Below are 26843 nucleotides of genomic sequence, written 5' to 3' on the forward strand. Positions count from 1 at the left end.
GACTGAACGCCGTACCACCGCACGGGGGCCGCACGCAGCTGCGTCGCAACAACTTGCGCAGATCGGGTTCCGACTCCGCGTAGCCCGCGAAGAGCGCGGGATGACCATCAGCAGTGTCGCTGAGTTCACAGGCCTCACGAAAGGGTTCATCTCACAGGTCGAACGCGGCCTCGCCTCGGCTTCGGTCACGTCTCTCGCGGCAATCTGCGATGCGCTCACGATGCCGATGGGGCGCCTCTTCGACCCGCCGAAGATCTACGTCAATCGTCGTGCGGACCGGGCGCCGGCCGCACTGATGGGGGAGGGCGTGTCTGACACGATCCTTTCACCGCCGGGCCAGAGCGACGTCCAGGTGATCGAGACCTGGGTGGAGCCCGGCGGTGGGTTCGAGCCCGAGCCCTATCGGCTCCCGGTCGACCGTGAGTTCGTCGTCGTGCTTGCCGGTGAGCTTGAGCTGCGGATCGAAGCCGAGACTTTTCTGCTCGAGGAGGGGGACTCGATGAGTTTCGCCGCGCGGCACGCCCACATCTGGCGCAATCCCTCGGAGACCGAGCGCAGCAGGGTGATGTGGGTGCTCACCTCTCACGTGTGAGCGAGGTGAGCACTCACCTCTCATGTGTGAGAGCGGATGGCGTGACCTCTGACTCCTGGCCCCTGAGCGCGGCGACGGGCGTCTCCGCTAGATCTGATCCTCGTCGAGGATCGTGTACGCATAGCCCTGCTCGGCAAGAAAACGCTGCCGGTTTTGCGCAAAGTCCTGATCAACCGTGTCACGAGTGATGAGGGTGTAGAACGATGCCGTTGCGCCGTTCGCTTTCGGGCGGAGTAGCCGGCCGAGACGCTGGGCCTCTTCTTGCCGTGAACCAAACGATCCGGAGATCTGCACGGCGACCGACGCATCCGGGAGATCCACTGAGAAATTTGCGACCTTCGAAACGACGAGGATCTTTTCTTCGCCTGATCGGAACGCCTGAAACAGCCGCTCGCGCTCATCGACGGGCGTCTGGCCCGTGATCAGCGGAGCGCCGAGCGTCTCGGACATCGACTCGAGCTGGTCGATGTACTGGCCGATCACGAGCACGCTCTCACCAGGATGGCGCGCAATGATTCGGCGGGCGATCTGTTCCTTCACGGTCGTGCTCGACGCGATCCGATAGCGATCCTGATCTTCCGCAACCGCGTAGTCCATGCGCTCGGACTCGCTGAGCCCAACGCGCACCTCGAAGCATGCGGCTGGCGCGATGAACCCCTGCGCCTCGATGTCTTTCCACGCGGCGTCATAGCGTTTCGGACCGATCAAACTAAACACATCGCCCTCGCGGCCATCCTCACGCACAAGCGTTGCGGTGAGGCCGAGCCGGCGGCGTGCCTGCAGATCGGCTGTCAGCTTGAACACCGGGGCAGGCAAGAGGTGCACCTCGTCGTACACGATGACCCCCCAGTCCTGGGCGTCGAGGAGCGACAGATGCGCGTATTCGCCTTTCCTGCGGCTCGTCAGGATCTGGTACGTCGCGATCGTGACAGGTTTGATCTCCTTCACCTGGCCCGAGTACTCCCCGATATCGTCCGCGGTGAGTGTGGTGCGACGAAGGAGCTCGTCTCGCCACTGCCTGGCGGACACCGCATTCGTCACGAGCACGAGTGTTTTCGCGCCGACTGCCGCCATGGAGGCAGCGCCAACAATCGTCTTGCCTGCGCCACAGGGGAGCACGACGACCCCGGATCCGCCACGCTGGAATGCCTCGACTGCCTTTGCCTGGTAGTCGCGCAGCTCCCAGCCGTCCAGCTCGAGTTCGATGTCATACGGCTCACCCGGCGTGTAGCCCGCGAGATCCTCCGCGGGCCAGCCGCGCGCCACCAACTGCTGTTTCAACTCGCCGCGCGCCCACGCCTCAACAGGGTAAGTGCGGTCGTCGGTTTTGTTGCCGAGCAGCGGCGCAATCTTCTTTGCGCTCGTCACCTCGCGGAGCACTGCGGCGTCTTCTGAACGGAGCACGAGCGCACCCTCAGCGTCTCGCTCAATGGTGAGACGCCCGTAGCGCCGCATGGTGTCTTCGATTTCACTGGCAACGCCGGAGGGAACCGGAAACTTCGCGTAGCGATTGAGCGTGTCGAGGATCTCTTCGGAGGTGTGCCCCGCGGCCCGCGCATTCCACAGTCCGAGACGCGTCACGCGATAGGTGTGGATGTGCTCCGGCGCGCGTTCGAGCTCCGCAAACACCGCGAGTTCGTGCCGAGCATCCTCCGCTTGGGGGTGGGCAACCTCGAGGAGGACGGTGTGGTCGCTCTGCACGATGAGTGGGCCGAGTGTCATAGCGATCAACTCTACTCGTGCTCAGTCGGAGCTCGGTGTGAGTCGGTGCGAGCCGGTCTGATCTCGGTGTGATCTTGCGCGCGCCGCGGCTACACCGGTTCCACTGCCGTGATCATATTCACGGGAAGCGTGCGTTCGACGCCAGCGACCTGATCTGTGGCACGCAGTCGCCCGCTCGTCACAGAGACCGGAAGCAGGGTAAATGTGCGCACCTGGCCTCGGGCCTCGGCGGTGACGTACACCGGGCTGCGGTCGCGCATCGCGAGTTCCAGCCTGCGCGTGAATTCGCCGGTGCCTGGCTCCGCGCGTGCGGCGAGATAGACGCGCTCGACGAGCGTGGAGTACGCCTCAGTCAGCTGTGTCGCTTGCGGCGCAGCTGACACATCGACGATGGGGATTGCGGCTGTGTCGAGGGTGTGCGCAGGAGAAGCCCCGCGGGTGCCGGGCGCTCGCCCGGCGCCGCTGAGCGCTGCGCTTGTGGTCGGGTGGTACCTCGCGTCGGTGAGCGCGGAGACCACGTGATCGGCCCTGAGGCGCGAGTAGAGCCGGATGGGCGTGCCCATTGCGACCGGCGCGTTCGGTGCGGGTGCTGGCCTGGTCAGCTGCAGGTGCTGCAGTGCGCGGTCGACGAGCAGCGTCTGCGCGAGATCTGAGCGTGAGACGGTGATGCGCGTGCGGCCGACATCGCCATCGTGTTCGTCCACCACGAGGTCACCGATACGTTCCGCCCGCGACGCGAGGAGATATTCCAAGGGCTGCGGGATCCCAGTCAGCGAGATCCGTCCGAACAGCGCGCGAGCCGCATCGGGCGTGACGCCCTGTTCGAGCCCCTCGGCGAGACTGGCCTCGGAGATCCGGCGGGTCGATGCGACGCCGATCTGTTCTGGGCGGGAGATCGCGCTCAGCGTTGCCTCGTCTGCTGGGGCGAGGGGGCCGGGGACTACGACGCTCAAATCCGGCTGCACATAGACGCCTGGCGCCAGTCCCGGCGTATCTCGCGCCACGAGCTCTCCAGCGGCAGCAGGATCGTCCGCGATGAGCCGATCGGCGGGCGCGCTGAGGACACCGCTCACGGTGAGGCCAAGCTGCTCCGCGACCGCGGTGAACGCGGTCGCTGCCGCGAGCTCAGCAGGCGGGAGCAAGGGGAAACGATGGGGGATCGCCGCGGCGGCACCGGCCAGGTCGCCGTCCGCCGCCGTGAGCGCGATGTTCAACGGTGCCGGGATCGCTGCGAGTGTGGCCCGCGCCAGCGTGAGCCAGCGGTCCCGATTGTCCTGTGCAAGCCAGTCTCCCGCCGCGGCGGAGACCAGCAGAAGCTGCTCATCACTGCGAGGGGTGGTGAGGCCAGCGTGGCCGAGCGCGGTGACGATCCGAGAAACCGAGTCAACATCGATGCTCGTGGCTTCGGCGAGAGATCTGAGTGACGCGACGGCGACAGTTCCGTTGCGATTGAGCTTGCCCGGGCGCAGTGTGAGCACGCGGAGGCTCTCTGCGGCTTGACCCACTGCGGTCAGCGCTGGAGAGTACCAGGTGCTTGTGTCCGGGGCCTGGTGGGGTACGGCTGCTGTGGCCCGGGGACTGGGCTCGGGCGCAGGCGTAGCTCCGGAGGTGTGCGAGGCCGTGACGGCGTCCGGAGCCGCTCCGACCGCTGTGAGCGAGTCGGGCTCGATACCGGCTGAAATGAGTGCGTCACGCACGGTTTCAGTGACCTCGTCAAGTGGCAGCAATTGCTCTGACTCACGCCCGATGAGCCCGAGCGCCGTGAGGGCTTGGAGCTCATCCGGAGCGCAGGAGCGCGGCGCCGCGGCGAATCGCAGCAGTGCGCTGAGTTGGTTCCGCTCCAGCGGGACAATTGCGCGGGTGATCGAATCGCTGCGGAGCAGCTCAGCTGCGAGTCCGATCGGATCGGCAATAGTGCCAGCCGCCTGTAGGCGGCGCCGCGCGACGAGCGCGCGCAGAGCGTCGCGATCCATCTCTGCGATGGTGGATGCGAGCGCGAGTGTGCCACTCATGGCGGAGGCCGCTTAGCTCTCGGCGTTCCGGCGAAATTCGCGGCGGCGACGGACTTGGCTCACGATGAGCAGCGCAACGAGTAAGACGAAGCCGATGGGGAGGCCGATGAGGGAGATCCCGTAGACGATGGGCCACAGGCCCTCCGCCATGGCCTGCCGATCGTTCATACCCACGATCAGCGTGACGAAAAATGAGAGCAGCGCGACGGCGATGATCGTCAGCGAAGTAAACGCCAGGATCCGCTCAATCAGCGACGGGGAATTGGGTTCTGTGGACATCCGCTTCATTTTACCGGGTCGATCCTCCTGGTGGGCGGAAGAACGGACGGTAGACTTGTGTGGATATGCGGAACACGTGCCGTTCGCCACGACATGCGTGGCCGGAATGAGCGCCCCGCCGAGACGGAAAGGGACGAGGCATGCCGAACGGCAAGGTCAGGTTCTATGACGAAGCGAAAGGCTTCGGATTTATTCAGGGTGAAGACGGCGAGCAGGTCTACCTGCACGCCTCAGTGCTCCCGCAGGGCGAGGAAGTGCAGCCCGGGACGCGCGTGGAGTACAGCGTTGCCGATGGGCGACGCGGGCCGCAGGCGCTGTCGGTGCGGATCCTTGACACCCCAAAGCTGGCAAAACGAAGCCGCAAATCTGCGGACGAAATGGCGGTCATCATCGAGGATCTCGTGAAGTTGCTTGACGGACTGGGCGGCAGACTGAAGAACGGACAGTACCCTGAGCGGCAGCAGTCGCGTCAGGTGGCCTCCATGCTGCGTGCCGTTGCGGATGACTTCGATGTCTGAGGCCAGACCTGAAGCGGTCGCTGCGGAGGCCGATGCGGCCGAAGCTCCGCCAGCGGAGCTTCGTACGGCTGAGCCATCTCACGTGGAAGCCCCCGCGGCAGACGAAACTCCGGTGACGCCGGATCCAGTGCTGCTGCAGGCCCGAGAGCAGGCCCGTGCCGCGCTCGAAGAGATCACCGAGGCCGACACGATCGGCGCCGAGGATGGCTTCGGGCGCACGACGCGCACGTACTCACGCTCTTCTTTGACTGCCGGATGGCGGGCTACCCGGGGTGGCGCTGGGCCGCAACACTCGCGCGCGTCGACGCCGATGCGCCCGTCACAGTGCTTGAAGTTGAGCTGCTCCCGGGCGCCGACGCAGTCACCGCGCCCGAGTGGGTGCCGTGGTCCGAGCGTCTTGCGCAGTACCGCGAGACGCAGGCCAAACAGGCGGCAGAGGGCACGAGTGAAAGCGATGACGATTCCGCGGAACTCGCCGAGCTGCGTGAAGACGATGCGGCCGAAGACGATCTGCTGGACAACGATTTCAGCGACTTTGACGATGAGATCGACGGCGTAGACGTCGACGATCTGGACGACGCCGAAGATGACGAAGACGCCGACGATTCCGATGGGTCCGATGACTCTGAGGATGATGAGGCGGAAGACCTTACTGACGAATCGGACGACACCGAGCTGTTCGACGACTCCGACGACGAAGAAGAGTAACTCAGCGGTTCACACAACAACGCCGCAGTGGCCAAGGAGAAAACTTGGGCGCTGCGGCGTTGTTGTGTCTCTTCGTGTGTTCCCCGGCGTGAAAGATACGTAGTTTTCCCGGATCCTCTGGCACCCCCACGTTCTTTAGCGTGATCGACAGGACGGGGAAAGTCCTCGAGGGTCTGTGCTGATCCTTGAGTTCCCCGCCAACCGTGTGGGGAGCAGGGGAACAATGGGGTACTCAAGTGTATTGAGCGCACAGGCACGCGAAGGCAGCGGACGCCGTGCACATCGTCGGCGGGGAACAGTCTTCGCCGCAGCCGCGACGGTAGCGATCGCACTGCTCGGTGCCACTCCGGCACTGGCGGAACAGCCGACCGGCGCAGCCGAGGGCACAGACGCTGCGGCCCCCGCTCCTGCGCCCGCAGCGAGTGTGCGGTGGCGCGCTGTTGATGAAGCTGGAACACTGCAGACGAGCACCTCTTTCGCCGTGAGTGGGCCGTGGGACGCAACGGCAGCCGCGACGGGCCAGGCCCCGATCACCGCGCAAGTGGCGGACAACGCTGGCCAATCAGACTACGTCGGCGCAGACCTCGATCCCACCCCAGGAGCCTTCGAACTTGCGACCCTCGTGGACGCTGCACTCCCGGCGCTCACCCACGAACTTGCAGCCGGCGACACTCTCCGGATCCGGGTCACCGCGACCGCAGCGGGTGAGCACCCGGAGAGCGTGTGGCAGGACGTCGTGGTGCCCGCCTCCACTGACGAAGCGGTGCCTCAGATCGTAGTGCCGGTGGTAGTAGACCCTGCCCCGGAGGTGCCACCGACTGAGACGGCACCACCCGAGGCGCCGGTGATCGATGATCCGCCCGCGACGGAGCCCACCACAACTCCTGCCCCTCGCCCGGCCCCCTCGGCGACCCCGAAGGCGGCGACCGACGATGCATCAGTCACCTCCGACGCAGTGACCCCGTTCTCGCTTGGCCCTGACGGCCCCGGAGTGACCGCTCCGTATGTGTACTGGACCGCCGTCGATGGTGACGGTGCGCTGGTACCCGGAGCGACGTTTACGATCGAAGGGCCGCGAACGTCGGCCATCAGCTGGACTCGGACCGTTACGGTCACAGACTGTGTGTCCGCGCCGTGCACAGGGATTGATCGGGATCCGGATCCGGGTGAATTCCAGGTCAAATTCCTCACGCCCGCCACGAATCCCACTGCCAATGGCGTGACGACCTCCTCGCGATACCGCGTGACGCAGACTGCAGCGCCTACCGGGTACACGTTCAACTCCACGGCGAACACGATCCCTGGCAGCGGCAACACCGGCAACTGGGGTGGCACAACCTACGACTTCGGCGCATACGTCAACACCAAGATCGAGCCAGGCAAGATCGTTGTGAAGACCGGAGGCGATCGCACCGGCGCGAGTGGCGTCACGAACCTCGCCGGCGTCACACTGCTGCTGAACGGCGGAAGCGGATCGCCGAACGGTGTCCGACCAGACGGTGTGAGCGGAGCAGGAGCCGGCTGGGCGCTGTGCGTGTCAGACGCCAACGGCGAATGCACCTTTGAAGTGCCCAATACGCAGTCCGGCGGGGCCAACCGAGACGCCCGCTTCTGGGTGGTCCAGCGCACCGACGGTGCACCCACTGGCTGGTTCACGAACCCGTCGTTGAGCACGGGCAGCAGTGATGCCGGGACGGCAACCGCCTACAACTTCCGCACCGGGACACTGCTGCGATCGGGCGCGGTCTACCGTTCCACCGCGAACTTCATGTACGCCCCGGACTCAACTGACGCGAACGCCTCGGGCGGTATCTGGGCCCAGTCCCGCAACAACCCCGCGACTCCGCAATCATGCGGCATCGATGTTGCGCTGGTGCTCGATCTTTCCGGGTCGGTCGGCGACTCTATCGGAGCACTGCGATCAGCGTCCAACGCCTTCGTCGACGCGCTCGTCGGCACACAGTCGCGGATGTCGCTCTTTTCGTTCTCGACCGGCTCACCCGCGCTCGGAGCAAGCCAGAATTATCCGGCACTCACCTCCGTGTCCACGCAGGCGCAGGCGGACGCGTTCAAGGCTCGCTACTCCGCCTGGACCTCGACCGGTGGGACGAACTGGGATCGCGGCCTCGCGGCAACGGCCTCCGCGGCGCAGACAAACCCCTATGACGTCGCCGTCGTGATCACGGACGGCAAGCCCACCTACTACGGCACGGGACCCTCCGGGCCGGGCGACACGACCAGGCTCATCGAGACCGAGAATGGCATCTTCTCTGCGAATGCGTTGAAGGCTACGGGCACCAGAGTCCTCGCATTCGGCGTAGGAACCGGCGCTACAGGAGCGAACAACGCGCTCAACCTGCGCTCGATCTCCGGCCCCACTGCCGGCACGGATTACTTCCAGACCAGCAACTACGCCACGACCGGTGGGATCCTGCGCAACCTTGCACTCGGCAACTGCGCAAGCCAGCTCACGGTGACCAAGATGGTCGTACCCACGACCGCACCGGCAGGATCCATCGCTGGCGCGCAGCCGGCCGTCGGAGGGTGGCAGTTCACCGTGTCCGATCCGGGTCCGGGGATCACCCTGCCAGCCCCGCCGACTCGGGTCACAGAAAACGACGGAACCGGTACGGTCGCCTTTCCGCTCACCTTCGCAGGGGGAACCACGAGCTCCCCAGTGACGGTGACTGAAACCCAGCAAGCCGGCTACAACCTCGTCCCCGTTGGCGGCCAGAACGCGGTCTGCACCAACTTGGTGACCGGCGCAACCGTCGTGCCGAGCGGCAACCCGACAAACGGCGTCCGCGTAGCCGTGCCGAACGGGCAGACGGTGAACTGCACAATCTACAACCGAGCACCGGATCTTTCTGCGACGGTGAAGGTCGACAAGATCTGGAAGATCGTCGACGGGCAGGGCGCACCGCTCGGCACCTATCACGTGCCAGGCGACGAGGGTGCACTGCCGAGCGGGCTCACCGGGCAACTCACCCTGAGCGGGCCGGGAACCACGACGCCGACAAACCAGGACTGGGGCGTCGTGCGCGCGAACTACACGGCGACGAGCGGGGTCTCGATCAACGAGGCGGTGACCATTGATCCGGCCCAGCTGCCCGGGTGCACGCTCACCTCGAACCAGCTCACCAAGCGGGGCGCGACACCGGTCACTGACGCCCTGCCTGCGCAGGCCACGCTGACGCCGGGAGCCAACACCTTCGAGGTGACGAACACCGTGACCTGTGTGTCTCAGCTCACGCTATTGAAGCTCGTCGAAGACGGCACCGCGAGCCCTGCGAACTGGGATCTCAATGCCACGGGCGGATCCGGAGTCTTCTCACACACCGTGTCCGGATCCAACGCACGCTCAGCTGCGAACACGTTCGCCGTCAGCTCAGCTCAGAGCTACACCCTTTCCGAACTGCCGCACGACCCGGCAGCACCGCTCGCGTATCTGCTTGACCGCGTTGAGCGCTGCGACCCGAACCCGGCTGCCGCAGGTGGGTGTGACTGGGTGCATGTCGACGAGACAGCACCGGTCTCGGTACCGATCGGGCAGACCGCGGTGTACCGCTTCGTGAATACCCCAGCACAGGCACTTGACGTGCCGCTCACTGGCGGCCTGAGCTCGGACGCGCTCGGAATCGCTGGCGCTGGAATCGCTGGCCTCGCCCTCCTCGTCGGCGCCGTCACCTGGACGCGCCGCCGCCGCACCGAATCGAGCGCCTAATGCGCATCACACAGACCAGGGAGCGCGCACTGGGGATGCGCACCCGTACGTCCCGCACCACAGGACTCCCCACTTCGCACCACCACGAGAGGACATTCATCATGAGTTACACCGGTCAAGGGGGAACCCAGAGGCGGGCGGTCGCTGCGCTCGCCGCAGCCGCCATCGCACTGCTCGGCGCTGTTGCCGTGAGCTCGCCGGCGCAGGCCGCGCCCAGCTTTGGCAGCATCGATCCCGATGCGACAGGCTCAATCATCCTGCACAAGCACCAGCACCAGACAGGCACCACGCCCGTTGAGCAAAACCCTGACGGCACTGGCACCGCGATCCCAACGCCGGGCATTCAGGGCGTCGAGTTCACCGCGTCGCCGCTGTTGCAGGGCGGCCAGCCGGTGGATCTCAACGATCCAGCAGCGTGGGATGCGCTCCAGGGCGTCGAGCCAGGTGCTGACTGCACCGCGCCGGCCGGCTACACACTGGGGACCGCGCTTCCGCCAGTGACCACCGACGCGAGCGGCACCGCGACGATCCCGACCACGGTTGGCGTCTACGTCGTGTGTGAAACGGCGGCACCGGCAACGGTCGTCGACCGTTCCGCGCCGTTCCTCGTGACGATCCCGTACCCCTACGAGGACGGCTGGCTCTACGATGTCAACGTCTACCCCAAGAACGGCGTCACCACCGTTCGGAAGACGATCAACCCGCAGAACGGACTCGGGCTCGGCAGCATTATCGAGTTCCCGGTGACCGTGACGATCCCCGCACTCGCGGTCAACCGCAGCTTCACCGGGTTCGACGTCGTCGACACGCTGGATCCTCGCCTCACCCCGACCCCGGCCGCCTCCGGCATCGGCGTCGGAGTCAAGAGCGTCACCGTTGACGGCGTTCCGGTTCCCACCGGAAACTTTGCAGTGACGGCGACCGGACAGGCCGTTCAGGTCGGGTTCACCCCCGCGCCGGGGTATGCGTGGCTCAGCGGGCAGGCCGGCAAAGAAATCGTCGTGACCTTCCAGGGCACCGTCACCTCGCTCGGCAACGGCACGATCGTGAACACGGCTTCGGACTTCATCAACGATCCAACGCACCGCAATGCCATCACCTCGAACTCCGTTTCCTCCAACTGGGGCGACGTGCTGATCTCGAAGGTGAACGCCCGGACCCCGGGTGATGCGCTTGCCGGTGCAAAGTTCGAGGTGTACGCAGCAGCTGATCCGTATGCAGCCGACTGCTCAACCGCCACCGCCACCGGCTCAGCGCTCAGCGTCAGCGGCGGCACCGAGTTCACGACCGGCGCGAACGGCCGCGTGACTATCGCAGGCCTGTTCGTGAGCGACAGCGTGAACCTGCCAGTGAACGCCGCGCAGCGCTGCTACGTACTCAAGGAGACCGCGGCACCCGCTGGATTCGTGACGCCGACCGGCGCGGCAGCCCTCACTCCCGTCACCGTGCAGACAGGCGCGTCGACTGCCGTTGATGTCACCGTGAAGAACGTGCAGCAGAACGGACCCGAGCTTCCGCTTACGGGCTCGTCAGGGGCACTCGTCCTCTCGGTCGCCGGCGGAGCACTGCTCATCGCAGCTGCGGGAGCGGCGCTGATCGTCGCACGACGCCGGGCACACCGGGTCGAGTAAAAGCTGGGGCGGTGAGCGGATTTCCCCGTCCATCATCGCCCCGAACAAGAGGAGGAAGTCATCGTGCCGCAGCAGACTATGGACGAGGCGCAAGCCGTTGTCGTCTCGCCCCAGGTCAGCTCCGCGGCCGCACTCCCTCCGGCCCCACCGGGCTCGGACCGTCGTTGGCGGAAACCGAGCCCGGTGGTTCTCTTTGTCGCGGTACTCGCCCTCGCAGGGGTGGGGCTGCTACAACTTCCGAGCATCGCGACCTGGTTCTCACAGCTCCAGTACTCTCAAGAGATCATTGGACTGAATCAGTCAGCGATCGCCGGGGGAGTGAGCGAGCGCGAGGCGGAGCTCGCCGCAGCGCACGCGTACAACGATCAACTCACCGGCGCGGCAGTGGTGGCTCCGGGAGAGCGGATCCCCCAGGCCGCAGATCCGGGAGCCGGATCCGCGTACGCTCAGCTCCTCGCCACAGACTCCACCGGACTCATGTCCCGCATTAAGATCCCAAAGATTGATGTTGATCTTCCGATCTATCACGGCACCAGCGATCGTGTGCTCGAACAGGGCGTCGGCCACTTGGAGGGAACCGCGCTCCCCGTCGGGGGAGACACGACTCACACCGTGCTGACCGGGCACCGCGGCCTTGCTCAGGCCGAAATGTTCAACAACCTGGATCGACTGGTGGTGGGCGACACGTTCACCCTGGAAACCTGGGGTCAGGTGCTGACGTACCGGATCACCGATACGCGCGTGGTGAAGCCGGACGAGACGCAGTCTCTGTATCCCGTGCAGGGCAAAGACCTGGCGACGCTTGTCACGTGTACGCCGCTCGGGATCAACTCGCACCGCATCTTGGTCACTGGCGAACGCATCACGCCGACGCCGATTGCAGACATCGAGAACGCGGGCCAGGCCCCGACAGTGCCTGGGTTCCCCTGGTGGACGCTGTGGTCCGCTGCTGCGCTCATCGTGATCGGTGGCTATGTGGTGGCCTCCTGCCGAGTGCGCGGTGGTCGCAGCGGCGCCGGAACAGTCTCTGGTGGTGTTCCGCCCGCAGCCGGACCTCGCCACGCCTGAACCGGGACCGGCACCGGCACCCGCGCCCGAAATGCGCCCGAACTGCGCAGACAGGGCCCTGATCAGCGAGGGCCGAAACTCGCTCACACAACGCGAAACGACCACGTGCCGACACCTTTCTGAGGTGTCACCACGTGGTCGTTTCGCTCGTGACTGGGTGTCGCGGCGGCCTGCGGCGCGGCGGCCCTCCTAGCTCAAGCGCTCGAGCACGTAGTCGATCGACTCGGTGAGCGCACGCACGTCATCGGGCTCGATAGCCGTGAACGTGGCGACGCGCAGCTGGTTGCGGCCCAGCTTGCGGTAGGGCTCGGTGTCGACGATTCCATTCGCACGCAGCGCGGTCGAGAGTGCTGCGGCGTCGACCGACTCGTCGAAGTCGATCGTGACGACGACCTGAGAGCGGTGATTGGGATCAGAAACGAACGGAGTCGCGACCGCGGTGCGCTCGGCCCAGTCGTAGAGCACGTGAGAAGACTCCGCGGTGCGGGCCGACGCCCAGGCGAGTCCTCCCTGCTCGTTGATCCACCGAACCTGCTCGTCCATCATTGCGAGCGTGGCGAGCGCGGGGGTGTTCAGCGTCTGATTCTTCCTGGAGTTCTCGACTGCCCCAGCAAGGTTCAGCGTCTCAGGAATGTAGCGGCCGGAGGTTGTGACCCGCTCGATTCGCTCAATTGCGGCCGGCGAGACGAGCGCAAACCAGATCCCGCCATCGGAGGCGAAGTTCTTCTGGGGGGAGAAGTAGTACACATCGGTCTGTGAGGCATCGAAGTCGATCCCCCCGGCAGCGCTCGTCGCATCGACCACGGTGAGCGCGCCCGCATCGCCCGCGACGCGGACGACCGGGGCCATGACGCCAGTGGAGGTTTCGTTGTGCGGGTACGCATAGACGTCGATGCCTGCCACGGCCTCAGCCTGCGAGCGCGAGCCAGCCTCTGCTGAACGCACATCCGGCTCCTCAAGGAACGGAGCCGCGCCGGTTGCCTTGCCAAATTTCGCACCGAACTCGCCAAAAGCGAGGTGCTGGCTGCGCTTCTCAACCAGGGAATGAGCTGCCGAATCCCAGAACGTGGTCGCCCCGCCGTTTGCGAGCAGGATCTCATACCCCTCAGGCGCGCGGAACAGATCCAGGAGACCGGAGCGAACGCTCCCGACGAGATCCTTCACCGGTGCCTGGCGATGCGAGGTGCCCAGCACGCCCGGCTGTAGCGATGCGAGGAAGCTGAGCTGCTCGGAGCGCACCTTCGACGGGCCGCACCCAAAGCGTCCGTCGGCGGGCAAGAGGTTCGTGGGGATTGAGATGTCGGCCATACGCACGATTCTAATAGGGGGCAGAGCGCTTGATGGTCCATGCCCTAAGCTGGGGTACGGGCTAGAGAGAGGACGGCGATGGCAGATCTGATCGACACGACGGAGATGTACCTGCGCACGATTCTGGAGCTCGAAGAAGAGGGCATTGTCCCGCTCCGAGCCCGAATTTCCGAGCGCCTGGGGCACTCCGGACCGACCGTGTCACAGACCGTCGGCCGCATGGAGCGTGATGGCCTCGTCGTTGTGACGGACGATCGTCGCCTTGAACTGACCGAGGACGGACGTGCGAAAGCGGTGCGGGTGATGCGTAAGCATCGGATCGCAGAGCGGTTGCTCGCCGACGTGATCGGCCTGGAATGGGCGTACGTCCACGAGGAAGCGTGCCGATGGGAGCACGTGATGAGCGAGCGCGTTGAGCGCAAGCTGATGGGGATGCTCGGCAACCCGACGGAATCCCCGTACGGCAACCCGATCCCCGGCCTCGAAGAGCTCGGCAGCACGCGGGCCGGCTCCTTCCAGACTGGCGTCACCGGACTTGGTGAGCTGCTTGTCGAATTCGAGCTGTCGCTCACGGCCCGGATCCGTCGTCTTGCAGAGCCGCTCCAAGTGGATCCAGAGCTGCTTGAACAGCTCGCCGCCGCGGGTGTTGTTCCCGGCAATACCGCCTCCTTCGTCCGACGCGGGCACACCGTGCATGTCGAGGTTGAGGGTTCGAATGAAGCGATCGACCTCCCGTTCGAGGTCGCCGCACACATTTTCGTCTCGCAGTAGAGACATCCACCGCGCAGGGCGGTTGGACCAGGAGGGGCCCGGAATCCGGGCTGCCCATAGTGGAGTTGATAGACAGAGGAGTCATCCGTTGACGTTGCCCACCCCCGAAGCGCATCTGCGCGCCGTTTCAGCAATTGTGGAACGCAGGAGCCCCGGTGAGTCCGAGTTTTTGCAGGCCGTGCGCGAGGTGCTCGAGACGCTTGAGCCGGTGCTCGCCGAGCACCCTGAGTTCATCGAAGCTGGAATCCTGGATCGTCTGGTCGAGCCAGAACGGCAGTTCGTGTTCCGGGTGCCCTGGACCGATGATCAGAACCGGGTGCGTGTCAACCGCGGTATCCGCGTCCAGTTCAACTCTGCGCTCGGGCCCTATAAGGGAGGACTGCGGTTCCACCCCTCGGTCAACCTCTCGGTCATCAAATTCTTGGGCTTCGAGCAGATCTTTAAGAATGCATTGACCTCGCAGCGTATCGGCGGCGGAAAGGGTGGGGCAGATTTCGACCCGAACGGCAAGAGCGATGCCGAGGTGATGCGGTTCTGCCAGAGCTTCATGACGGAGCTTGCGCACCACATCGGTGAGCACACGGATATCCCCGCTGGCGACATCGGAGTGGGCGGGCGCGAGATCGGCTACCTGTTCGGACAGTACCGCCGAATCATGCAGCGCTACGAGGCCGGCGTACTCACGGGGAAGGGAGTGGGCTGGGGCGGTGCAGAAGTGCGCACCGAGGCGACCGGCTACGGTGCGGTGTTCTTCGCGGAGGAGATGCTGGCGCGCGCCGGTCAGGGGATCGAGGGCCGCCGCGCCCTCGTCTCCGGATCCGGCAACGTTGCGACCTACGCCATTGAGAAGGTGCAGCAACTCGGTGGGAAGGCGATTACCGCGTCTGACTCCAGCGGGTACATCGTTGACGAGGCTGGAATCGACCTCGACCTGCTCAAACAGGTGAAAGATGTGGAGCGCGCCAGGATCTCAGAGTACGCACAGCGCCGCCCCGGATCGCACTTCGTGGCAGACGGCACCGTATGGGACGTTCCGGCGGAGCTCGCGTTTCCCTGTGCCACGCAGAACGAACTCTCGGGCGCCAACGCACGCACACTGATCGCCAACGGTGTCCGCGCCGTGACCGAGGGCGCAAATATGCCGACGATGCCTGACGCGGTCGAGCTGTTCCAAGACGCCGGAGTACTGTTTGCTCCGGGTAAAGCGGCGAACGCGGGCGGTGTGGCTACCTCAGCGCTGGAGATGAGCCAGAATGCTGCGCGGTCCCGCTGGGATCGTGACAAGAGCGAGTCGCGGCTGCACGGCATCATGCGAGATGTGCACGAGACCACATTTGCGGCATCCGAGCGCTACGGCAAGCCAGGAGACTATGTGCTCGGGGCCAACTCGGCAGCGTTTGTGACGGTGGCGCAGGCGATGCTCGCACAGGGTGTGATCTAGCGGTCTGTTCCTGACGGTGGCCGGGAGAAAGTCGCTCGATATGAAGCGAATTTCCGTGAGCCCCGTGCCCGGAGTTCCCTTAAGTTTCAAGGGAGGTCGAGGGTTTCGTGACCTGAGCGTGACATTCCCGTGATCTTCAGTTACCCTTAAACGGTCGCGTTCCGTATGGGACGCCCCAGACGTACATCCCCATCAAGGTGAGGCAGATTATTCTCGTGAATCAGAACCCCGGTACGGCGGTCGCGGTCTCGAACCACGCTGCGAAGCCCGGAAAGTCGCCGGCGAAGCGTATCGGCCAGATGGTTGGCGCTGCGGCCCTCAGCCTCGGCCTGGTCGGCACGTTTGGTCTCCCCGCATACGCTGTGGCCCCCACGGTGGAAGGCGAGCCCGACGCAATCGCTGCGGCTCAGAAGCTCGAGACCGTCGAGGTCGACGCTTCAGTTCTTCCGCTGGTCGCGCCTGACGGGGCCGTCGCTGCTGACGTTCTCGAAGCGGAGCGCAAGGAAAAAGAAGAAGCAGCTGCGGCTAAGGCCGCGAAAGAAGCCGCTGAGCTCCAGGCCGCCGCTGGCATTGCTGGCACCGCGCCAATCGCGCCCAAGGGTGGGGCTGACGTGCCCGCCGGTGTCGGTGCACAGGGCCTCGTTGCCGCCGCGCTCGCCCAGGTCGGCGTTTCGCAGGACTGCACCGACCTCGTGCAGAACTCGCTCGCGGCAATCGGCCTGACCACCCGTCGGGATCAGGGCGGCTACGACCACGGCGTCTCAGACTTCTACAAGTACGGCACCCCGGTGACGGACGGCAACTACGCGCCGGGAGATATTCTCATCTGGCCGGGTGCTCCCCACACTGCGATCTACATCGGCAACGGCCAGGCCGTGCACGGTGGGTGGGGCGGCAACCAGACCGTTGTCAACACCTACGCGTCCCCGTCAGGAACGCCTGACGTGGTGCGCCTCGGCTAAACAGCTGTGAAACAGAACGGGTGGGGCTTCGGCCCCGCCCGTTTTGTGTTTCTCGGCACTCTGCCGCCCGGTGCCTCAGAGGCACGCGCCGTGCGCTAGACTCCCAGAGGTCGCACGCGAGTGCGACTCCCGCCCTAGTAGCTCAGTGGATAGAGCACTTCTCTCCTAAAGAAGGTGTCGGAGGTTCGATTCCTCTCTAGGGCACAACCGATTGGGTCGATACTTCCGCATGATGACGCGGCAGGATCGGCCGTATTCTTTGTCAGAATCGTTCGTGGCGACAGGAATGGCAACAGGGGCCACGTTTCGGCACCCACCTGTACGCCGTTGTTGGCGAAAAGCCTTCCGCCGTTGTGGCCGTGCAGGCCGATTCGCCCTGAGCTGGCCTGAGCTAGCCTGAGCTTATGGGAACGGGAAAACAGCACGAAGCCACCGCTGTTGTGTGGATTGTTTGTCATGACGAGAGCCCGGACAACACGGTGCTTGGCGTGTTCGCGACCGGCGCGGAAGCTGAGGCGTACGCGGGCGAGGTGCAGCACCTTTTCGAGAATGGGGTGATCTTTACCAGCTTCCCGATTGGGTATCGACACATCGACGGTGTAGTGAGGTACAGCGCCCCAGACGTTCGTTGAGTGTGTTGCCGGGGCAACCGAACGGCAACAACGCTTCCGAGTTTCAGGAATCACTGGTGTCTCACACAACCCGAGTAGTGCGTGACTATGCGATATTCCAGCGGTCCATGCTCACCGAGCGAGCCTGAGGAGGTTCGATTCCTCTCCAGGGCACAAGCGCGGCCTCCCTGCTCGGACGACGCGCAGGCTCGGGTTCGACGGCGCACGGAGGGTGAAGTGTTTCCCCGCCCTGAATCGAGGATCCCCTATGCTGAGTCTCATGAATCAGGACCAGTTGTTTCTTGTGTTCAACATTGTCGTGTGGCTGCTGGGAACGATCATTTCGCTCTGGATTCTGTGGGCGATCATCAGGGGTGCCGTGCTTTCTGCACTTCGTAAACACTCGCAGGAGCAGCGGGAAGTGACGAACTCCATGCGGTGAGCTCTCTACAACACCCCGGTCTCCTGGGCCACGTGAATCGCGCGGGCGCGTGTGTCAACGCCGAGCTTGGTGAAAATGTGCGCGAGGTGACTCTTCACAGTTGCTTCGGTGACGAACAGGGTTCGTGAGATCTCACGGTTTGTTGCTCCGGTTGCGAGGAGCCGGAGCACTTCAAGCTCACGCGCGGTGAGCCGGGGAAGTGGGTTTCGCATCCCTTGGACCACACGCGTTGCGAGCTCCGGTGCGAGCACAGTCTCCCCGCGTGCGGTGCGCTGCACGGCGTCGATGATGGCCTCCGGTGCCATATCTTTGAGGAGATAGCCGGCTGCTCCAGCCTCGATCGCGCCCAGAATCTCTGCGGTGCGGTCAAAGGTGGTCAGGATCAGAACAGCGGGTGCTGGATCGAGGGAGCGCAGCAGAGCGGTCACCTGAATCCCATCTATGCCGTCGCCCAGCCGGAGGTCGCATAGCACCACATCGGGTCGCAAGTGCTCCGTGAGTGTGATGCCCTCTTCGCCTGTGGCTGCCTCTCCGACCACGTTGATGCGCTCGTCGGCATCGAGCACTGCGCGCAACCCCGTGCGCACGACGGGGTGGTCGTCGATCAGCAGCACGGTCACGCTCATGAGGTCTCCAAGCCGAAGGACTGGCGCGTGGCAGACGATGCCGGGGGTGCATCTTCACCCTGGGCCAGTGGCAGATGCGCGGAGAGCGCGGTGCCATCACCCGGCGTGCTTTCCACGTCGAGTCCACCGCCCAGCTCGCGCAACCGCTCGCGCATGAAGCGCAGCCCATAGCTGGAGGAGGCGGCCGGATCTGTGCGCTCCCACGTGGCAGCATCAAAGCCATGACCGTCATCAATGAGATCGAGTCGTACGGCGTCGCCAGCATCAATCAGGCTGAGCACGACGCGCTGGGCCCCGGAGTGCAGCCGCACGTTGGCGAGCGCCGACTGCGCCGTGCGCAGCAGAGCCACCTCGGCCGCCATGGGAAGCTGCGGCAACGATTCATCAATATGAATCTCGGCCCGTATCCCCGTTTCGGCTCCGAATGACACAAGGAGGCGCCGGAGCGCGGTGCCCAGCGCATCGTCGTCGAGCTCTGCGGGCGACAGCGCTGCGATAATCCTGCGAACATCCGTGAGACTGTCACTGGCGAGAGTTTCGACCTGTACGAGCGCCTGCACGGCCCCGCTGAGTTCCGGCTGTTCGCGCTCGGCATGTGCGAGGAGCCGGATCGAGGAGAGCGACTGTGCGACGGTGTCGTGGATGTCGCGCGCAATGCGGGTGCGCTCCGCAACCGCGCCCGAGTGTCGTTGCGCGCGGGCGAGTTCATCCTGGAGCTCTGACATCTCAGTCTGTGCGCGGGTCAGCGACGCCACGAGCCGCTCGCGCTCGTCAGCGTCGCGCAGTAGTTCGAGGTAGCCGCGGGAGATCCCGAGCGCGAAGACCCCACCGATCAGCGGGCCGAACACATTCGCATAGCTCGTCACCCCGTCGTGCAGCAGCGGCGCGATGGCGACAACGCCGAACACGAGAGCGGAGAACACGAGTGCCCACCAGCCGGGCAGCAGGTGCCCGGCCAAGAGCCAGAGCAGGAACGCGAGCCACACAAACTCAGCTGAGACCGCAACGGCCGCGCCCCACAGTACGGCGAGGCCCACGAGCCAGGCCACAGTCACAGTGTGTGACCGCGCTCGCGTGGGCAACAGCGTGCCAGCGGTGTGCCAGCCCAGAATTGCGAGGCCACAGATCAGCGCGACAGGAAACGCGACACCGTCACCGATCGCGCGCACCACTCCGATCGTGGTGAGGGCCGCCGCGATCACGTGCTGGCCGATCTGCATGGCCCGCACGGCTGGCCTCGTGGCGCCCTGGCCTGAGTGCGGCAGCGGCGCGTTCACGATACTCATTGCGCTCTCCTCCACCCCGAATTGGGGATCCTGGGGCAACCATATCCGACCGGGCAGCGGAGCCGTCTCCACCATTCGAATGATCTTGATTGCCATCTCAGATCCGGCGGTGCCGTGTTGCGGCCAGCTGCTCTACGCTGGCGTCATGACATGGGAATCGCTGCTGCTGCGCATCGACCGCATCGCAGGGGGACGGCAGGCCGGGATCCGCATTCCAGAATCCGCGCGGACTCACCCGAAGACGCGACGGGCGTTCAGGTGGATCTGGTGGCTACTGGGGGCTGAAGTGCTGCTCGGCGTCAGCGCGGTTGTGATCGCCGTAGCCATCGCTGGCTCCGGGGGAGCCGTACCGTTAATGGTCTGGATGCGCACCATTGTGGTGCTGGGGATGACGGTGACGCTCGGGTACTTTGCCTGGCGTGCGATGCTGGGCTGGCGGTGGGCGTATCAGCGGCTGCGGCTGTTTGCGCAGATCTTTCCGATCATCACGCTCGTGATGGCTGCAATCCCCGGCCTGTACCCTGCATGGATGATCACTGAGCAGATCATCTTCAGCCTGGTCATGATCGGTATTGCTGACTTCCTCACGAGCGACCACATGCGCACGGCATTCCAGCGTCCTGACGCGGAGTAGCTGGGCACAGGCGGAAATAGCTGGGCACGGAACGGGAGCAGCTGGGCGGAGAACGGGAGCAGCTGGGCAGCGAACGGGAGTAGCTGGGCGGAGAACGGTCCGAGTGGGCACGTATGTGCACGTTCTGTCTACTGATGCGACCACACACACCACTGCACTCGGAACGGCAGCTACGTCAGCCTGCGCAGAACGAGGCTGCGGGGAGCGGGCAGCCTCTAGTGTTGAAATCACCACCCCCGCGGTGGGTTGTGAGACACAACACTGAAGTACTGCTGCAGATACCTGCTGGGATTGTCCCCCCGATCTCCCCAGGGCGTAGTACTTCTCCTCCGCTGTATCGGCCGCGCGGCCACCCCCCCTATTGGGTCGCGCGGCCGGTGCGGCATTTTTGGTGCGTCTGGGCGGTGACGATTCCCGCTCGTGTGCTGGAGTCGCTGACTCTGAGTCTCACTCCTGAATTGGGGCGCGCAGCAATTCGGCTCGTTCGCTCATGAACGCGGCGAGTGTTGCCGCGCCGGTGAGTGATGCTCCTGCGCGCCACCGCACCCGGACTTCGTCGTCGGCGATACCGATGGGGAGCGTGGGATCCGCCAGCGCGTCGGCGTTGAACACGAGCGGTGTCGCATCGAAGTTCACGGCCGAACCAGGTTCGTATCCGCCACGGAGGGCTGCCGCAGCAATTTCCTTGCGCTCCTCCCGCGAGACGGACTGATAGCCGGGACGCCCGCGCTCCGCAGCCCTAGTCGCGCGGCCGGCCGCGTAGAGGGCCCCGTCGGTTCCGAGGAGCAGTGTGCCGAGCCGCCACACTGATCCGAGCTTCGCCATCCGAGCCGGTCTCGTCCAGAGCAGGACGCGTTTCGGGGGGATCAATGCGGCGAGGTGTTCGGGTTCGACCCCGTATGCCTGGAGCGTCGCTGCAGCGTCTCTGCACGCAGCGGCCGCGCGCTCGAGTGCATCTGCAAGCTGGGGTTCCGCGGCCATCAGCACAGTGTATCCGGCACTAGAGTTGGTCTGATGAGCTCATCGTCGAATACCCGCCGGTTCACCCGCGCCGCAACGATTCGCGCAATGGTGCTGGTGCTGATCGGCTCACTGGGAATGCAGTTTTCCGCCGTGATCGCCGTGGGACTCTTCCCGGCATTCGGAGTGCTCGGCACGAGTTCAGTTCGCATGCTGGTCGCAGCCGTGATCCTCCTCCTCATTTTTCGGCCACGGCTGCGCGGGCGCTCACGTCGCGAGTGGGCGGGGATCGTGCTCTACGGCGTCGCGATGGCCGCCATGAATGCGTTCCTGTACCTCGCGTTTGATCGCCTTCCGCTCGGGGTCGCGACCACGATCGACTTCCTCGGCCCATGCCTGGTTGCTTTGCTCGCTTCGCGCCGCGCTCGGGAGGGGGCGCTGGCGCTTGTTGCGCTGCTGGGAGTTGCGTTGATCGCGGGCTTCGGGGGTGCGCTGGATCCGCTTGGCCTGGTGTTTGCCGCCCTTGCTGGTGCGGCGTTCGGGCTGTACACGCTGCTCGCCGCGAGTGTCGGGCAGTCTGAGGGCGGGCTGCCGAGCGTGGCGCTCTCGGTGACGATCGCGGCGGTCTTGACGTTGCCGTTTTCGGTGCCAACGCTGCCGCTGATCCGAGCTGAACACTTGGTGCCGCTCGTGGCGTCTGCGCTCCTCGGCACCGCGCTCGCTTTTACCGTGGACACGATCGCAGGGAGGCTCACTTCTGCGCGCGTGCTCGGCGTCTTCTTCGCGTTTGACCCAGTCGTTGGCACGATTCTTGGTGCAGTCTTCCTTGGTCAACTTTTGACGCCGCTCGCGCTCACCGGTGTGGTGCTGATTGTCGCGGCGGGCGCGGGGATTGTATGGTTCTCCGGTGGACACGGTCCTGCCGCCGATCCGCCGCTGACTGATTCGGAGCACCCGGCGTAAACTGGGCGCGTGACATCAGAAGCAGGGGTCGAAGCGCTCGAGATCGAGCGGAAGTACGAGGTTGCTGTTGACGCGCACCTCCCCACAGCGGAGCGCTTCGCACGAGCAGGCTTTTCGGCCACGGAGCCCGTGATCTTTCACCTGGCCGCACAGTACTTCGATACGCCAGATGAGGCGCTTGCGCGTGCGGGCATTGCCGTGCGGGTGCGCACGGGCGGGTCTGATGCCGGGTGGCACGTGAAGCGACGCGAGCCAGGGGAGTGCGGGAACTGCACTGGCCGGTTGCCTCCCAGATGCCCGCAGGCCTGCTGGACGAGCTGCGTGCGCGGGTCGGGGAGGTCGCCGAACAGGTGGCGCCTCGTGCAACACTGAAAACTGAGCGCACTGTGGTGGTGCTACGTGATGCCGCGGGCGCTGGTCTGGTTGAGCTCGCGGATGATCGCGTGTACGCGACTGATCTCAGCGACGGCGTGCACCGTGCCTGGCGTGAGTGGGAGGCCGAACTACTTCCGGGGGCGGCGGAGACTGTGCTCGATGCGGTGGACCCACTCTTGCGCGCGGCGGGCGCGTACCCCTCGGCAAGCCCCGCGAAGATCGCGCGAGCGACGGGCAAGCTCATCGCGTTGGCACAGGCCCGTGGCGCGGATCCAGAGCAGCTCGCGGCGCTCACGGAACTCGACGCTGCCGATCAGGCTGCTGCGCGTAGGCTGGGGTCATGAGCAAGGGATCACAGTCCGGGAAGACCGGCGGCGCTGGCATGTCGCGGAAGAGCCGCGAGCGGGGCGCGTCCCAGCCATCGCCGCAGGCACGACGCAAGCAGATCATCGTCGGAATCATCATGGGCGCCGTGATGGGGATCGTCATCGGAGCGATTACGCAGTTCTGGTTGTGGCTTCCTGCGGGGCTCGCTCTCGGGTTGGCGACCGGCGCGATCATGAAGCCGCCAGCTGAGTAGCGTTCTGCGGAGAGCGGAGAGCGCGCCGACCGGTTTCACAGCGATGTAAACGGCGTTGACATTGCCATTTACAAACTCGAGTGGGTGTGCGAAGATCAAAGCGGACATCGAAGACGAGGACCTCATGCACTCCACCATTTTTGAAACACACCGACCGGCCGCGAAGATCGTCGAAGACGCGCTCGCAGATACCAAGCTCGGCTGCTTCTGGACCGACGATGTCGCCGGTCACGCGGCGAAGTATCCGGCGCTTCCTGGCGATACCCGCGTCGACGACGCCGTCGTCGGGGGCGGGTACGCCGGGCTCTGGACCGCCATCAAGCTGAAGACTGAACACCCCGAACGGCGCGTGATCCTGCTCGAAGCTGTGCGCATTGGCTGGGCAGCTTCCGGTCGCAACGGCGGTTTCTGCGAGGCGAGTATCACCCACGGTGAGCCCAACGCTGAGGCGCGCTGGCCGGAGGAGACCGGCACGCTGCGCCGGCTCGGCTTTGAGAACCTCGATGCGATCGAGCAGTTCATCGCAGAGCATCAGCTCGACGTCGATTTTGAACGCACGGGCCAGCTGTCCGTCGCGAACGCACCGCACCAGGTTGACTGGCTCGGTGAGAGTGACGACCCGTCAGTCGTGACGCTTGATGCTGCCGAGGTGCAGCAGAGGATCGCCTCGCCCACGTTCCTCGGCGGCGAGTTCTCGCCCCACGAAAACGCAAACCTTCACCCGGCCAAACTTGCCGCAGAGCTGGCTCGCCACGCGGCCAGCCTCGGTGTCGAGATCCATGAACAGACTCCGGTGAAGCGCCTCGAAGGTGGATCAGACACTCCGATCCAACTCACCACTGAGCGCGGCACCGTCACCGCTGAGCGCGTCGCACTCTGTACGAATGTGTTTCCTTCGTTGCTCAAGCGCTACCGTTTCCACACGGTCCCGGTATACGACTATGTGTTGATGACCGAGCCGCTGACGGACGAGCAGCTCGAATCGATTGGGTGGACGGGACGCGAAGGCCTCGCTGATATGGCGAACCAATTCCACTACTCGCGCCTCACGAAAGACAACCGGATCCTCTGGGGTGGGTACGACGCAGTGTATTTTGCGGGCGGTCGAATCAATCCGGAGCACGAGGATCGGGTGGAAAGCCACCGCAAGCTCGCCAGCCACTTCTTCACCACGTTCCCGCAGCTCGCCGGTGTGCGCTTCACCCACCGCTGGGCCGGCGTCATTGATACGAGCACGCGATTCTGCGCATTCTTCGGACAGGCGCACGGCGGTCGAGTGCAGTACGTCGCTGGCTTCACCGGGCTCGGAGTCGGGGCGACCCACTTCGCCGCCGATGTGCTCGTGGACCGGCTCGAGGGTCGTGTCACTGAGCGCACCGAGCTCAAGATGGTGCAGGACGTCCCGCTGCCATTCCCGCCAGAGCCAGCCGCATCGATCGGAATCAACCTGACGCGCTGGGCGCTCGACCGGGCCGACCACAATGAGGGCAAGCGCAATGTGCTCCTGAAAACACTCGACGCGCTCGGTCTGGGGTTCGACTCATGAGTGCTCGCGCGGCAGAAACTGAGCTGCCTGAGGGCTTGAACGCTGTGGTACGCGCGGCGAGCGTGCCCGTTGCGCTCGACGCCGTCGCGACCGACGATGTGGTCGCAGGGTCCCCTGAGCAGGGGTTCGTGGAGCTGGGGAGCATCGCTGGCGTTGGCGCCGGAATCTGGGAGCTGCGCGGCGGCACGGTGACGGACACCGAAATCGACGAACTCTTCGTGGTGCTCTCAGGCTGGGCGACGATCGAGCTGCTGAGCGAGCCAGACACGGCACCCTCGCTCGACCGCACGGGTGATCCGCGCACTGTCGAGGTGGGCCCTGGCGACGTGATGCGCCTCGTCGCCGGCACGCGCACGAAGTGGACTGTTCCAGACCACATTCGGAAGATCTACATCGCAGCGGAGTAGACGCCGCTCCCGGCGCCACCCGACCGGCGCCAGCCGGGTGCACTTCGCTCCACCCGCAGCGTGAGCATTCACGTGCGGCGGTGGGACACACCAATGGAACGCGATACCGCACGCCGGGCCGGTGCATGCAGATCAAAACTGGGAGCGCGGGCGGCTGAGTGTTGGCTGTAAGATAAACGCTTGGTCGCGCGGCCTCGGGGCGGACGCGCAGCACGCTCGGAGTCGACCGCCCCATCGAAGGAGCCAGCATGGCCCTGCCCTGGAAACTGCACGGCGACGGCAAGACCGTTTCTCCCGACGCGATTGTGCTTCCCGACGAGCGCCTGAGCTGGGGTCGCACGTTCGGCTTCGGCGCACAGCACGTCGTCGCGATGTTCGGCGCCACGTTCCTGGTGCCCCTGATCACGGGCTTCAGCCCCACGGCGACCCTGTTCTTCTCCGGTCTCGGCACACTGCTCTTCTTGGTCCTCACCGGGAACCGCCTTCCGAGTTACCTGGGGTCATCATTCGCATTCATTGCCCCGATCCTCGCGGCGACGGCTGGCGGCAATGATCTGGGCCGCGCATCGTTCGGCATCCTGGCGATCGGCGTGCTCATGGCGATCGTTGGCCTCGTGGTGCACCGTTTTGGCACCGGGTGGATCAACGCGCTCATGCCTCCCGTGGTGATGGGTGGAATCGTCGCGCTCATTGGGTTCAACCTGGCACCCGCCGTGCGCAACAACTGGACGGGCAACCCGGGCGCGAATCCGGACGTGGACCAGGTGCTCTCCTCCTGGGTAGCGCTGGCGACGCTGCTCGCGATCCTGCTGATCACGGTCTTGTTCCGAGGCCTCATCGGGCGCCTCTCAATCGTGCTCGGCATGGCCGTCGGCTACGTCATCGCAATGATGACCGGCCTCGTTGACTTCTCAGCGGTGGACGATGCGGCCTGGGTGGGTCTCCCGGCATTCCATGCGGTTGGGAACCCCTTCACGGATCCGTCGCTGTGGGGGCTGCTCCCCGCGTTCCTGCCTGTTGTGCTTGTGCTCATCGCCGAGAACGTCGGCCACGTGAAGAGCGTCGGCCTCATGGTGAACCGCGACCTCGATGGTGTGACGGGCCGTGCGCTCCTCGCTGACGGTATCTCGACGATGCTCGCCGGCTTCGGCGGCGGATCTGGCACCACCACCTATGGCGAAAACATCGGCGTTATGGCTGCGACCCGCGTGTATTCAACGGCGGCATACTGGGTTGCAGGCGGAATCGCTGTGCTGCTGAGTTTCTCGCCCAAGGTTGGCGCCGTGATCTTCTCGGTTCCGCCGGCGGTGCTCGGCGGAGTCACAGTCGCGCTCTACGGACTCATTGGCCTGATCGGCGTGAAGATCTGGATCGACAACAAGGTCGACTTCTCGAAGCCGATCAACCAGTTCTCCGCGGCGGTTCCCCTGATCGTCGGCATCGCCGATTTCACGATCAACTTCGGTTCCGTGGTCTTCAACGGCATCGCTCTCGGCACCATCGCCGCGATCGGGGTCTACCACCTCATGCGGATCCTCGCGAAGGCGCGCGGTGGCGAGATGCAGCTGGCGGATCCGGTCGTCACCGGACCCGCGGCAGAAGTCGAGCCGGAACGCACACCGTAAATCCTGTGAAATACCGCAACCGCGACGGACGAAACTCCGCCGCGGTTGCGGT

Annotated in this window: 26 protein-coding genes and 1 tRNA gene; 20 read left to right on the plus strand and 7 right to left on the minus strand. The window is 65.1% G+C overall.

Annotation, left to right across the window (positions count from 1 at the left end):
- The first annotated feature begins 100 nt into the window (after nt 1–100).
- Nucleotides 101–592 (plus strand): helix-turn-helix domain-containing protein, encoded by a 492-nt coding sequence (locus tag K1X41_RS11785; protein ID WP_258566533.1) that lies wholly within the window; start codon nt 101–103, stop codon nt 590–592.
- Nucleotides 593–679: 87 nt separating this feature from the next.
- Here the strand turns inward: K1X41_RS11785 and K1X41_RS11790 are convergent, their stop codons facing one another.
- The 3 genes from K1X41_RS11790 to K1X41_RS11800 all read right to left on the minus strand — a co-directional run bounded on the left by K1X41_RS11790 (nt 680) and on the right by K1X41_RS11800 (nt 4605).
- Nucleotides 680–2314, minus strand: a complete 1635-nt coding sequence (locus tag K1X41_RS11790) for a DNA repair helicase XPB (RefSeq protein ID WP_132201684.1) — start codon at nt 2312–2314, stop codon at nt 680–682.
- 89 nt (nt 2315–2403) lie between these two features.
- Nucleotides 2404–4326 (minus strand): helicase-associated domain-containing protein, encoded by a 1923-nt coding sequence (locus K1X41_RS11795; RefSeq protein WP_220174695.1) that lies wholly within the window; start codon nt 4324–4326, stop codon nt 2404–2406.
- Nucleotides 4327–4338: 12 nt separating this feature from the next.
- Nucleotides 4339–4605 carry a hypothetical protein gene (locus K1X41_RS11800; RefSeq protein WP_243642766.1) on the minus strand — a complete coding sequence of 89 codons (267 nt, stop codon included), beginning with the start codon at nt 4603–4605 and terminating at the stop codon, nt 4339–4341.
- Between the two features lie 140 nt (nt 4606–4745).
- On the opposite strand from K1X41_RS11800, the gene K1X41_RS11805 reads away from it, so the two are divergent.
- The 5 genes from K1X41_RS11805 (at nt 4746) to K1X41_RS11825 (ending at nt 12254) form a co-directional block, all read left to right on the plus strand.
- Complete coding sequence (locus K1X41_RS11805) at nt 4746–5123, plus strand: cold-shock protein (protein WP_132201689.1); 378 nt, start codon at nt 4746–4748, stop codon at nt 5121–5123.
- A 255-nt stretch (nt 5124–5378) separates the two neighbouring features.
- Nucleotides 5379–5831 (plus strand): DUF3027 domain-containing protein, encoded by a 453-nt coding sequence (locus tag K1X41_RS15800; RefSeq protein WP_258566534.1) that lies wholly within the window; start codon nt 5379–5381, stop codon nt 5829–5831.
- Between the two features lie 241 nt (nt 5832–6072).
- Nucleotides 6073–9555 (plus strand): vWA domain-containing protein, encoded by a 3483-nt coding sequence (locus K1X41_RS11815; RefSeq protein WP_220174696.1) that lies wholly within the window; start codon nt 6073–6075, stop codon nt 9553–9555.
- A gap of 101 nt (nt 9556–9656) precedes the next feature.
- Nucleotides 9657–11186 (plus strand): SpaH/EbpB family LPXTG-anchored major pilin, encoded by a 1530-nt coding sequence (locus tag K1X41_RS11820; protein WP_133615523.1) that lies wholly within the window; start codon nt 9657–9659, stop codon nt 11184–11186.
- 63 nt (nt 11187–11249) lie between these two features.
- A complete protein-coding gene (locus tag K1X41_RS11825; protein WP_258566535.1) occupies nt 11250–12254 on the plus strand; it encodes a class C sortase in 1005 nt (334 codons plus the stop codon).
- A gap of 189 nt (nt 12255–12443) precedes the next feature.
- Here the strand turns inward: K1X41_RS11825 and serC are convergent, their stop codons facing one another.
- Entirely contained in the window at nt 12444–13562 is a 1119-nt protein-coding gene (serC, locus tag K1X41_RS11830) for a phosphoserine transaminase (protein WP_220174697.1), read from the minus strand.
- A 78-nt stretch (nt 13563–13640) separates the two neighbouring features.
- Between serC and K1X41_RS11835 the strand changes: the two genes are divergently transcribed.
- From K1X41_RS11835 to K1X41_RS11860, 6 genes are all read left to right on the plus strand, one after another.
- The gene (locus K1X41_RS11835; RefSeq protein WP_132201701.1) at nt 13641–14333 is read left to right on the plus strand and encodes a metal-dependent transcriptional regulator; all 693 of its coding nucleotides are present in this window, start codon (nt 13641–13643) and stop codon (nt 14331–14333) included.
- An 88-nt stretch (nt 14334–14421) separates the two neighbouring features.
- Nucleotides 14422–15774 (plus strand): NADP-specific glutamate dehydrogenase, encoded by a 1353-nt coding sequence (gene gdhA / locus K1X41_RS11840; RefSeq protein ID WP_220174698.1) that lies wholly within the window; start codon nt 14422–14424, stop codon nt 15772–15774.
- A gap of 215 nt (nt 15775–15989) precedes the next feature.
- Nucleotides 15990–16736 (plus strand): NlpC/P60 family protein, encoded by a 747-nt coding sequence (locus tag K1X41_RS11845; RefSeq protein WP_132201705.1) that lies wholly within the window; start codon nt 15990–15992, stop codon nt 16734–16736.
- 131 nt (nt 16737–16867) lie between these two features.
- Nucleotides 16868–16940, plus strand: a tRNA-Arg gene (locus tag K1X41_RS11850).
- Nucleotides 16941–17140: 200 nt separating this feature from the next.
- On the plus strand, nt 17141–17368 hold the full coding sequence (locus K1X41_RS11855) for a hypothetical protein (RefSeq protein WP_220174699.1): 228 nt from the start codon (nt 17141–17143) through the stop codon (nt 17366–17368).
- A 259-nt stretch (nt 17369–17627) separates the two neighbouring features.
- Nucleotides 17628–17789 carry a hypothetical protein gene (locus tag K1X41_RS11860; RefSeq protein ID WP_165875544.1) on the plus strand — a complete coding sequence of 54 codons (162 nt, stop codon included), beginning with the start codon at nt 17628–17630 and terminating at the stop codon, nt 17787–17789.
- 5 nt (nt 17790–17794) lie between these two features.
- Here the strand turns inward: K1X41_RS11860 and K1X41_RS11865 are convergent, their stop codons facing one another.
- Complete coding sequence (locus tag K1X41_RS11865) at nt 17795–18415, minus strand: response regulator (protein ID WP_133615528.1); 621 nt, start codon at nt 18413–18415, stop codon at nt 17795–17797.
- The gene (locus K1X41_RS11870; protein ID WP_220174700.1) at nt 18412–19701 is read right to left on the minus strand and encodes a sensor histidine kinase; all 1290 of its coding nucleotides are present in this window, start codon (nt 19699–19701) and stop codon (nt 18412–18414) included. The genes K1X41_RS11865 and K1X41_RS11870 overlap by 4 nt, the downstream gene beginning before the upstream one ends.
- Before the next feature lie 145 nt (nt 19702–19846).
- On the opposite strand from K1X41_RS11870, the gene K1X41_RS11875 reads away from it, so the two are divergent.
- On the plus strand, nt 19847–20335 hold the full coding sequence (locus tag K1X41_RS11875) for a hypothetical protein (RefSeq protein WP_220174701.1): 489 nt from the start codon (nt 19847–19849) through the stop codon (nt 20333–20335).
- A 447-nt stretch (nt 20336–20782) separates the two neighbouring features.
- Here the strand turns inward: K1X41_RS11875 and K1X41_RS11880 are convergent, their stop codons facing one another.
- On the minus strand, nt 20783–21316 hold the full coding sequence (locus K1X41_RS11880) for a hypothetical protein (protein ID WP_220174702.1): 534 nt from the start codon (nt 21314–21316) through the stop codon (nt 20783–20785).
- A gap of 33 nt (nt 21317–21349) precedes the next feature.
- Here K1X41_RS11880 and K1X41_RS11885 point away from each other — a divergent pair, with 33 nt between their 5' ends.
- The 7 genes from K1X41_RS11885 (at nt 21350) to K1X41_RS11915 (ending at nt 26791) form a co-directional block, all read left to right on the plus strand.
- A complete protein-coding gene (locus tag K1X41_RS11885; protein ID WP_258566536.1) occupies nt 21350–22258 on the plus strand; it encodes an EamA family transporter in 909 nt (302 codons plus the stop codon).
- Between the two features lie 9 nt (nt 22259–22267).
- Nucleotides 22268–22630 (plus strand): CYTH domain-containing protein, encoded by a 363-nt coding sequence (locus K1X41_RS16175; RefSeq protein WP_220174703.1) that lies wholly within the window; start codon nt 22268–22270, stop codon nt 22628–22630.
- On the plus strand, nt 22552–22977 hold the full coding sequence (locus K1X41_RS11895) for a CYTH domain-containing protein (RefSeq protein ID WP_220175879.1): 426 nt from the start codon (nt 22552–22554) through the stop codon (nt 22975–22977). Before K1X41_RS16175 ends, K1X41_RS11895 begins: the two co-directional genes overlap by 79 nt.
- Complete coding sequence (locus K1X41_RS11900) at nt 22974–23213, plus strand: HPP family protein (RefSeq protein WP_165875523.1); 240 nt, start codon at nt 22974–22976, stop codon at nt 23211–23213. Before K1X41_RS11895 ends, K1X41_RS11900 begins: the two co-directional genes overlap by 4 nt.
- Before the next feature lie 124 nt (nt 23214–23337).
- A complete protein-coding gene (locus K1X41_RS11905) occupies nt 23338–24759 on the plus strand; it encodes an NAD(P)/FAD-dependent oxidoreductase (protein ID WP_220174704.1) in 1422 nt (473 codons plus the stop codon).
- Nucleotides 24756–25166, plus strand: a complete 411-nt coding sequence (locus K1X41_RS11910; RefSeq protein WP_133615533.1) for a cupin domain-containing protein — start codon at nt 24756–24758, stop codon at nt 25164–25166. Before K1X41_RS11905 ends, K1X41_RS11910 begins: the two co-directional genes overlap by 4 nt.
- A gap of 248 nt (nt 25167–25414) precedes the next feature.
- Entirely contained in the window at nt 25415–26791 is a 1377-nt protein-coding gene (locus K1X41_RS11915) for a uracil-xanthine permease family protein (RefSeq protein WP_133615534.1), read from the plus strand.
- Nucleotides 26792–26843: the final 52 nt, after the last annotated feature.

The organism is Leucobacter luti, assembly GCF_019464495.1.
GTDB lineage: Bacteria > Actinomycetota > Actinomycetes > Actinomycetales > Microbacteriaceae > Leucobacter > Leucobacter luti_A.

Excerpts from the sequence above, each read along its gene's own strand:
- K1X41_RS11785 (WP_258566533.1), top strand. The coding sequence starts at position 101 with ATGACCATCAGCAGTGTCGCTGAGTTCACAGGCCTCACGAAAGGGTTC.
- K1X41_RS11790 (WP_132201684.1), bottom strand. The coding sequence starts at position 2,314 with ATGACACTCGGCCCACTCATCGTGCAGAGCGACCACACCGTCCTCCTC.
- K1X41_RS11795 (WP_220174695.1), bottom strand. The coding sequence starts at position 4,326 with ATGAGTGGCACACTCGCGCTCGCATCCACCATCGCAGAGATGGATCGC.
- K1X41_RS11800 (WP_243642766.1), bottom strand. The coding sequence starts at position 4,605 with ATGTCCACAGAACCCAATTCCCCGTCGCTGATTGAGCGGATCCTGGCG.
- K1X41_RS11805 (WP_132201689.1), top strand. The coding sequence starts at position 4,746 with ATGCCGAACGGCAAGGTCAGGTTCTATGACGAAGCGAAAGGCTTCGGA.
- K1X41_RS15800 (WP_258566534.1), top strand. The coding sequence starts at position 5,379 with ATGGCGGGCTACCCGGGGTGGCGCTGGGCCGCAACACTCGCGCGCGTC.
- K1X41_RS11820 (WP_133615523.1), top strand. The coding sequence starts at position 9,657 with ATGAGTTACACCGGTCAAGGGGGAACCCAGAGGCGGGCGGTCGCTGCG.
- serC (WP_220174697.1), bottom strand. The coding sequence starts at position 13,562 with ATGGCCGACATCTCAATCCCCACGAACCTCTTGCCCGCCGACGGACGC.
- K1X41_RS11835 (WP_132201701.1), top strand. The coding sequence starts at position 13,641 with ATGGCAGATCTGATCGACACGACGGAGATGTACCTGCGCACGATTCTG.
- K1X41_RS11855 (WP_220174699.1), top strand. The coding sequence starts at position 17,141 with ATGGGAACGGGAAAACAGCACGAAGCCACCGCTGTTGTGTGGATTGTT.
- K1X41_RS11860 (WP_165875544.1), top strand. The coding sequence starts at position 17,628 with ATGAATCAGGACCAGTTGTTTCTTGTGTTCAACATTGTCGTGTGGCTG.
- K1X41_RS11865 (WP_133615528.1), bottom strand. The coding sequence starts at position 18,415 with ATGAGCGTGACCGTGCTGCTGATCGACGACCACCCCGTCGTGCGCACG.
- K1X41_RS11870 (WP_220174700.1), bottom strand. The coding sequence starts at position 19,701 with ATGAGTATCGTGAACGCGCCGCTGCCGCACTCAGGCCAGGGCGCCACG.
- K1X41_RS11875 (WP_220174701.1), top strand. The coding sequence starts at position 19,847 with ATGACATGGGAATCGCTGCTGCTGCGCATCGACCGCATCGCAGGGGGA.
- K1X41_RS11880 (WP_220174702.1), bottom strand. The coding sequence starts at position 21,316 with ATGGCCGCGGAACCCCAGCTTGCAGATGCACTCGAGCGCGCGGCCGCT.
- K1X41_RS11885 (WP_258566536.1), top strand. The coding sequence starts at position 21,350 with ATGAGCTCATCGTCGAATACCCGCCGGTTCACCCGCGCCGCAACGATT.
- K1X41_RS11895 (WP_220175879.1), top strand. The coding sequence starts at position 22,552 with ATGCCCGCAGGCCTGCTGGACGAGCTGCGTGCGCGGGTCGGGGAGGTC.
- K1X41_RS11900 (WP_165875523.1), top strand. The coding sequence starts at position 22,974 with ATGAGCAAGGGATCACAGTCCGGGAAGACCGGCGGCGCTGGCATGTCG.
- K1X41_RS11905 (WP_220174704.1), top strand. The coding sequence starts at position 23,338 with ATGCACTCCACCATTTTTGAAACACACCGACCGGCCGCGAAGATCGTC.
- K1X41_RS11910 (WP_133615533.1), top strand. The coding sequence starts at position 24,756 with ATGAGTGCTCGCGCGGCAGAAACTGAGCTGCCTGAGGGCTTGAACGCT.
- K1X41_RS11915 (WP_133615534.1), top strand. The coding sequence starts at position 25,415 with ATGGCCCTGCCCTGGAAACTGCACGGCGACGGCAAGACCGTTTCTCCC.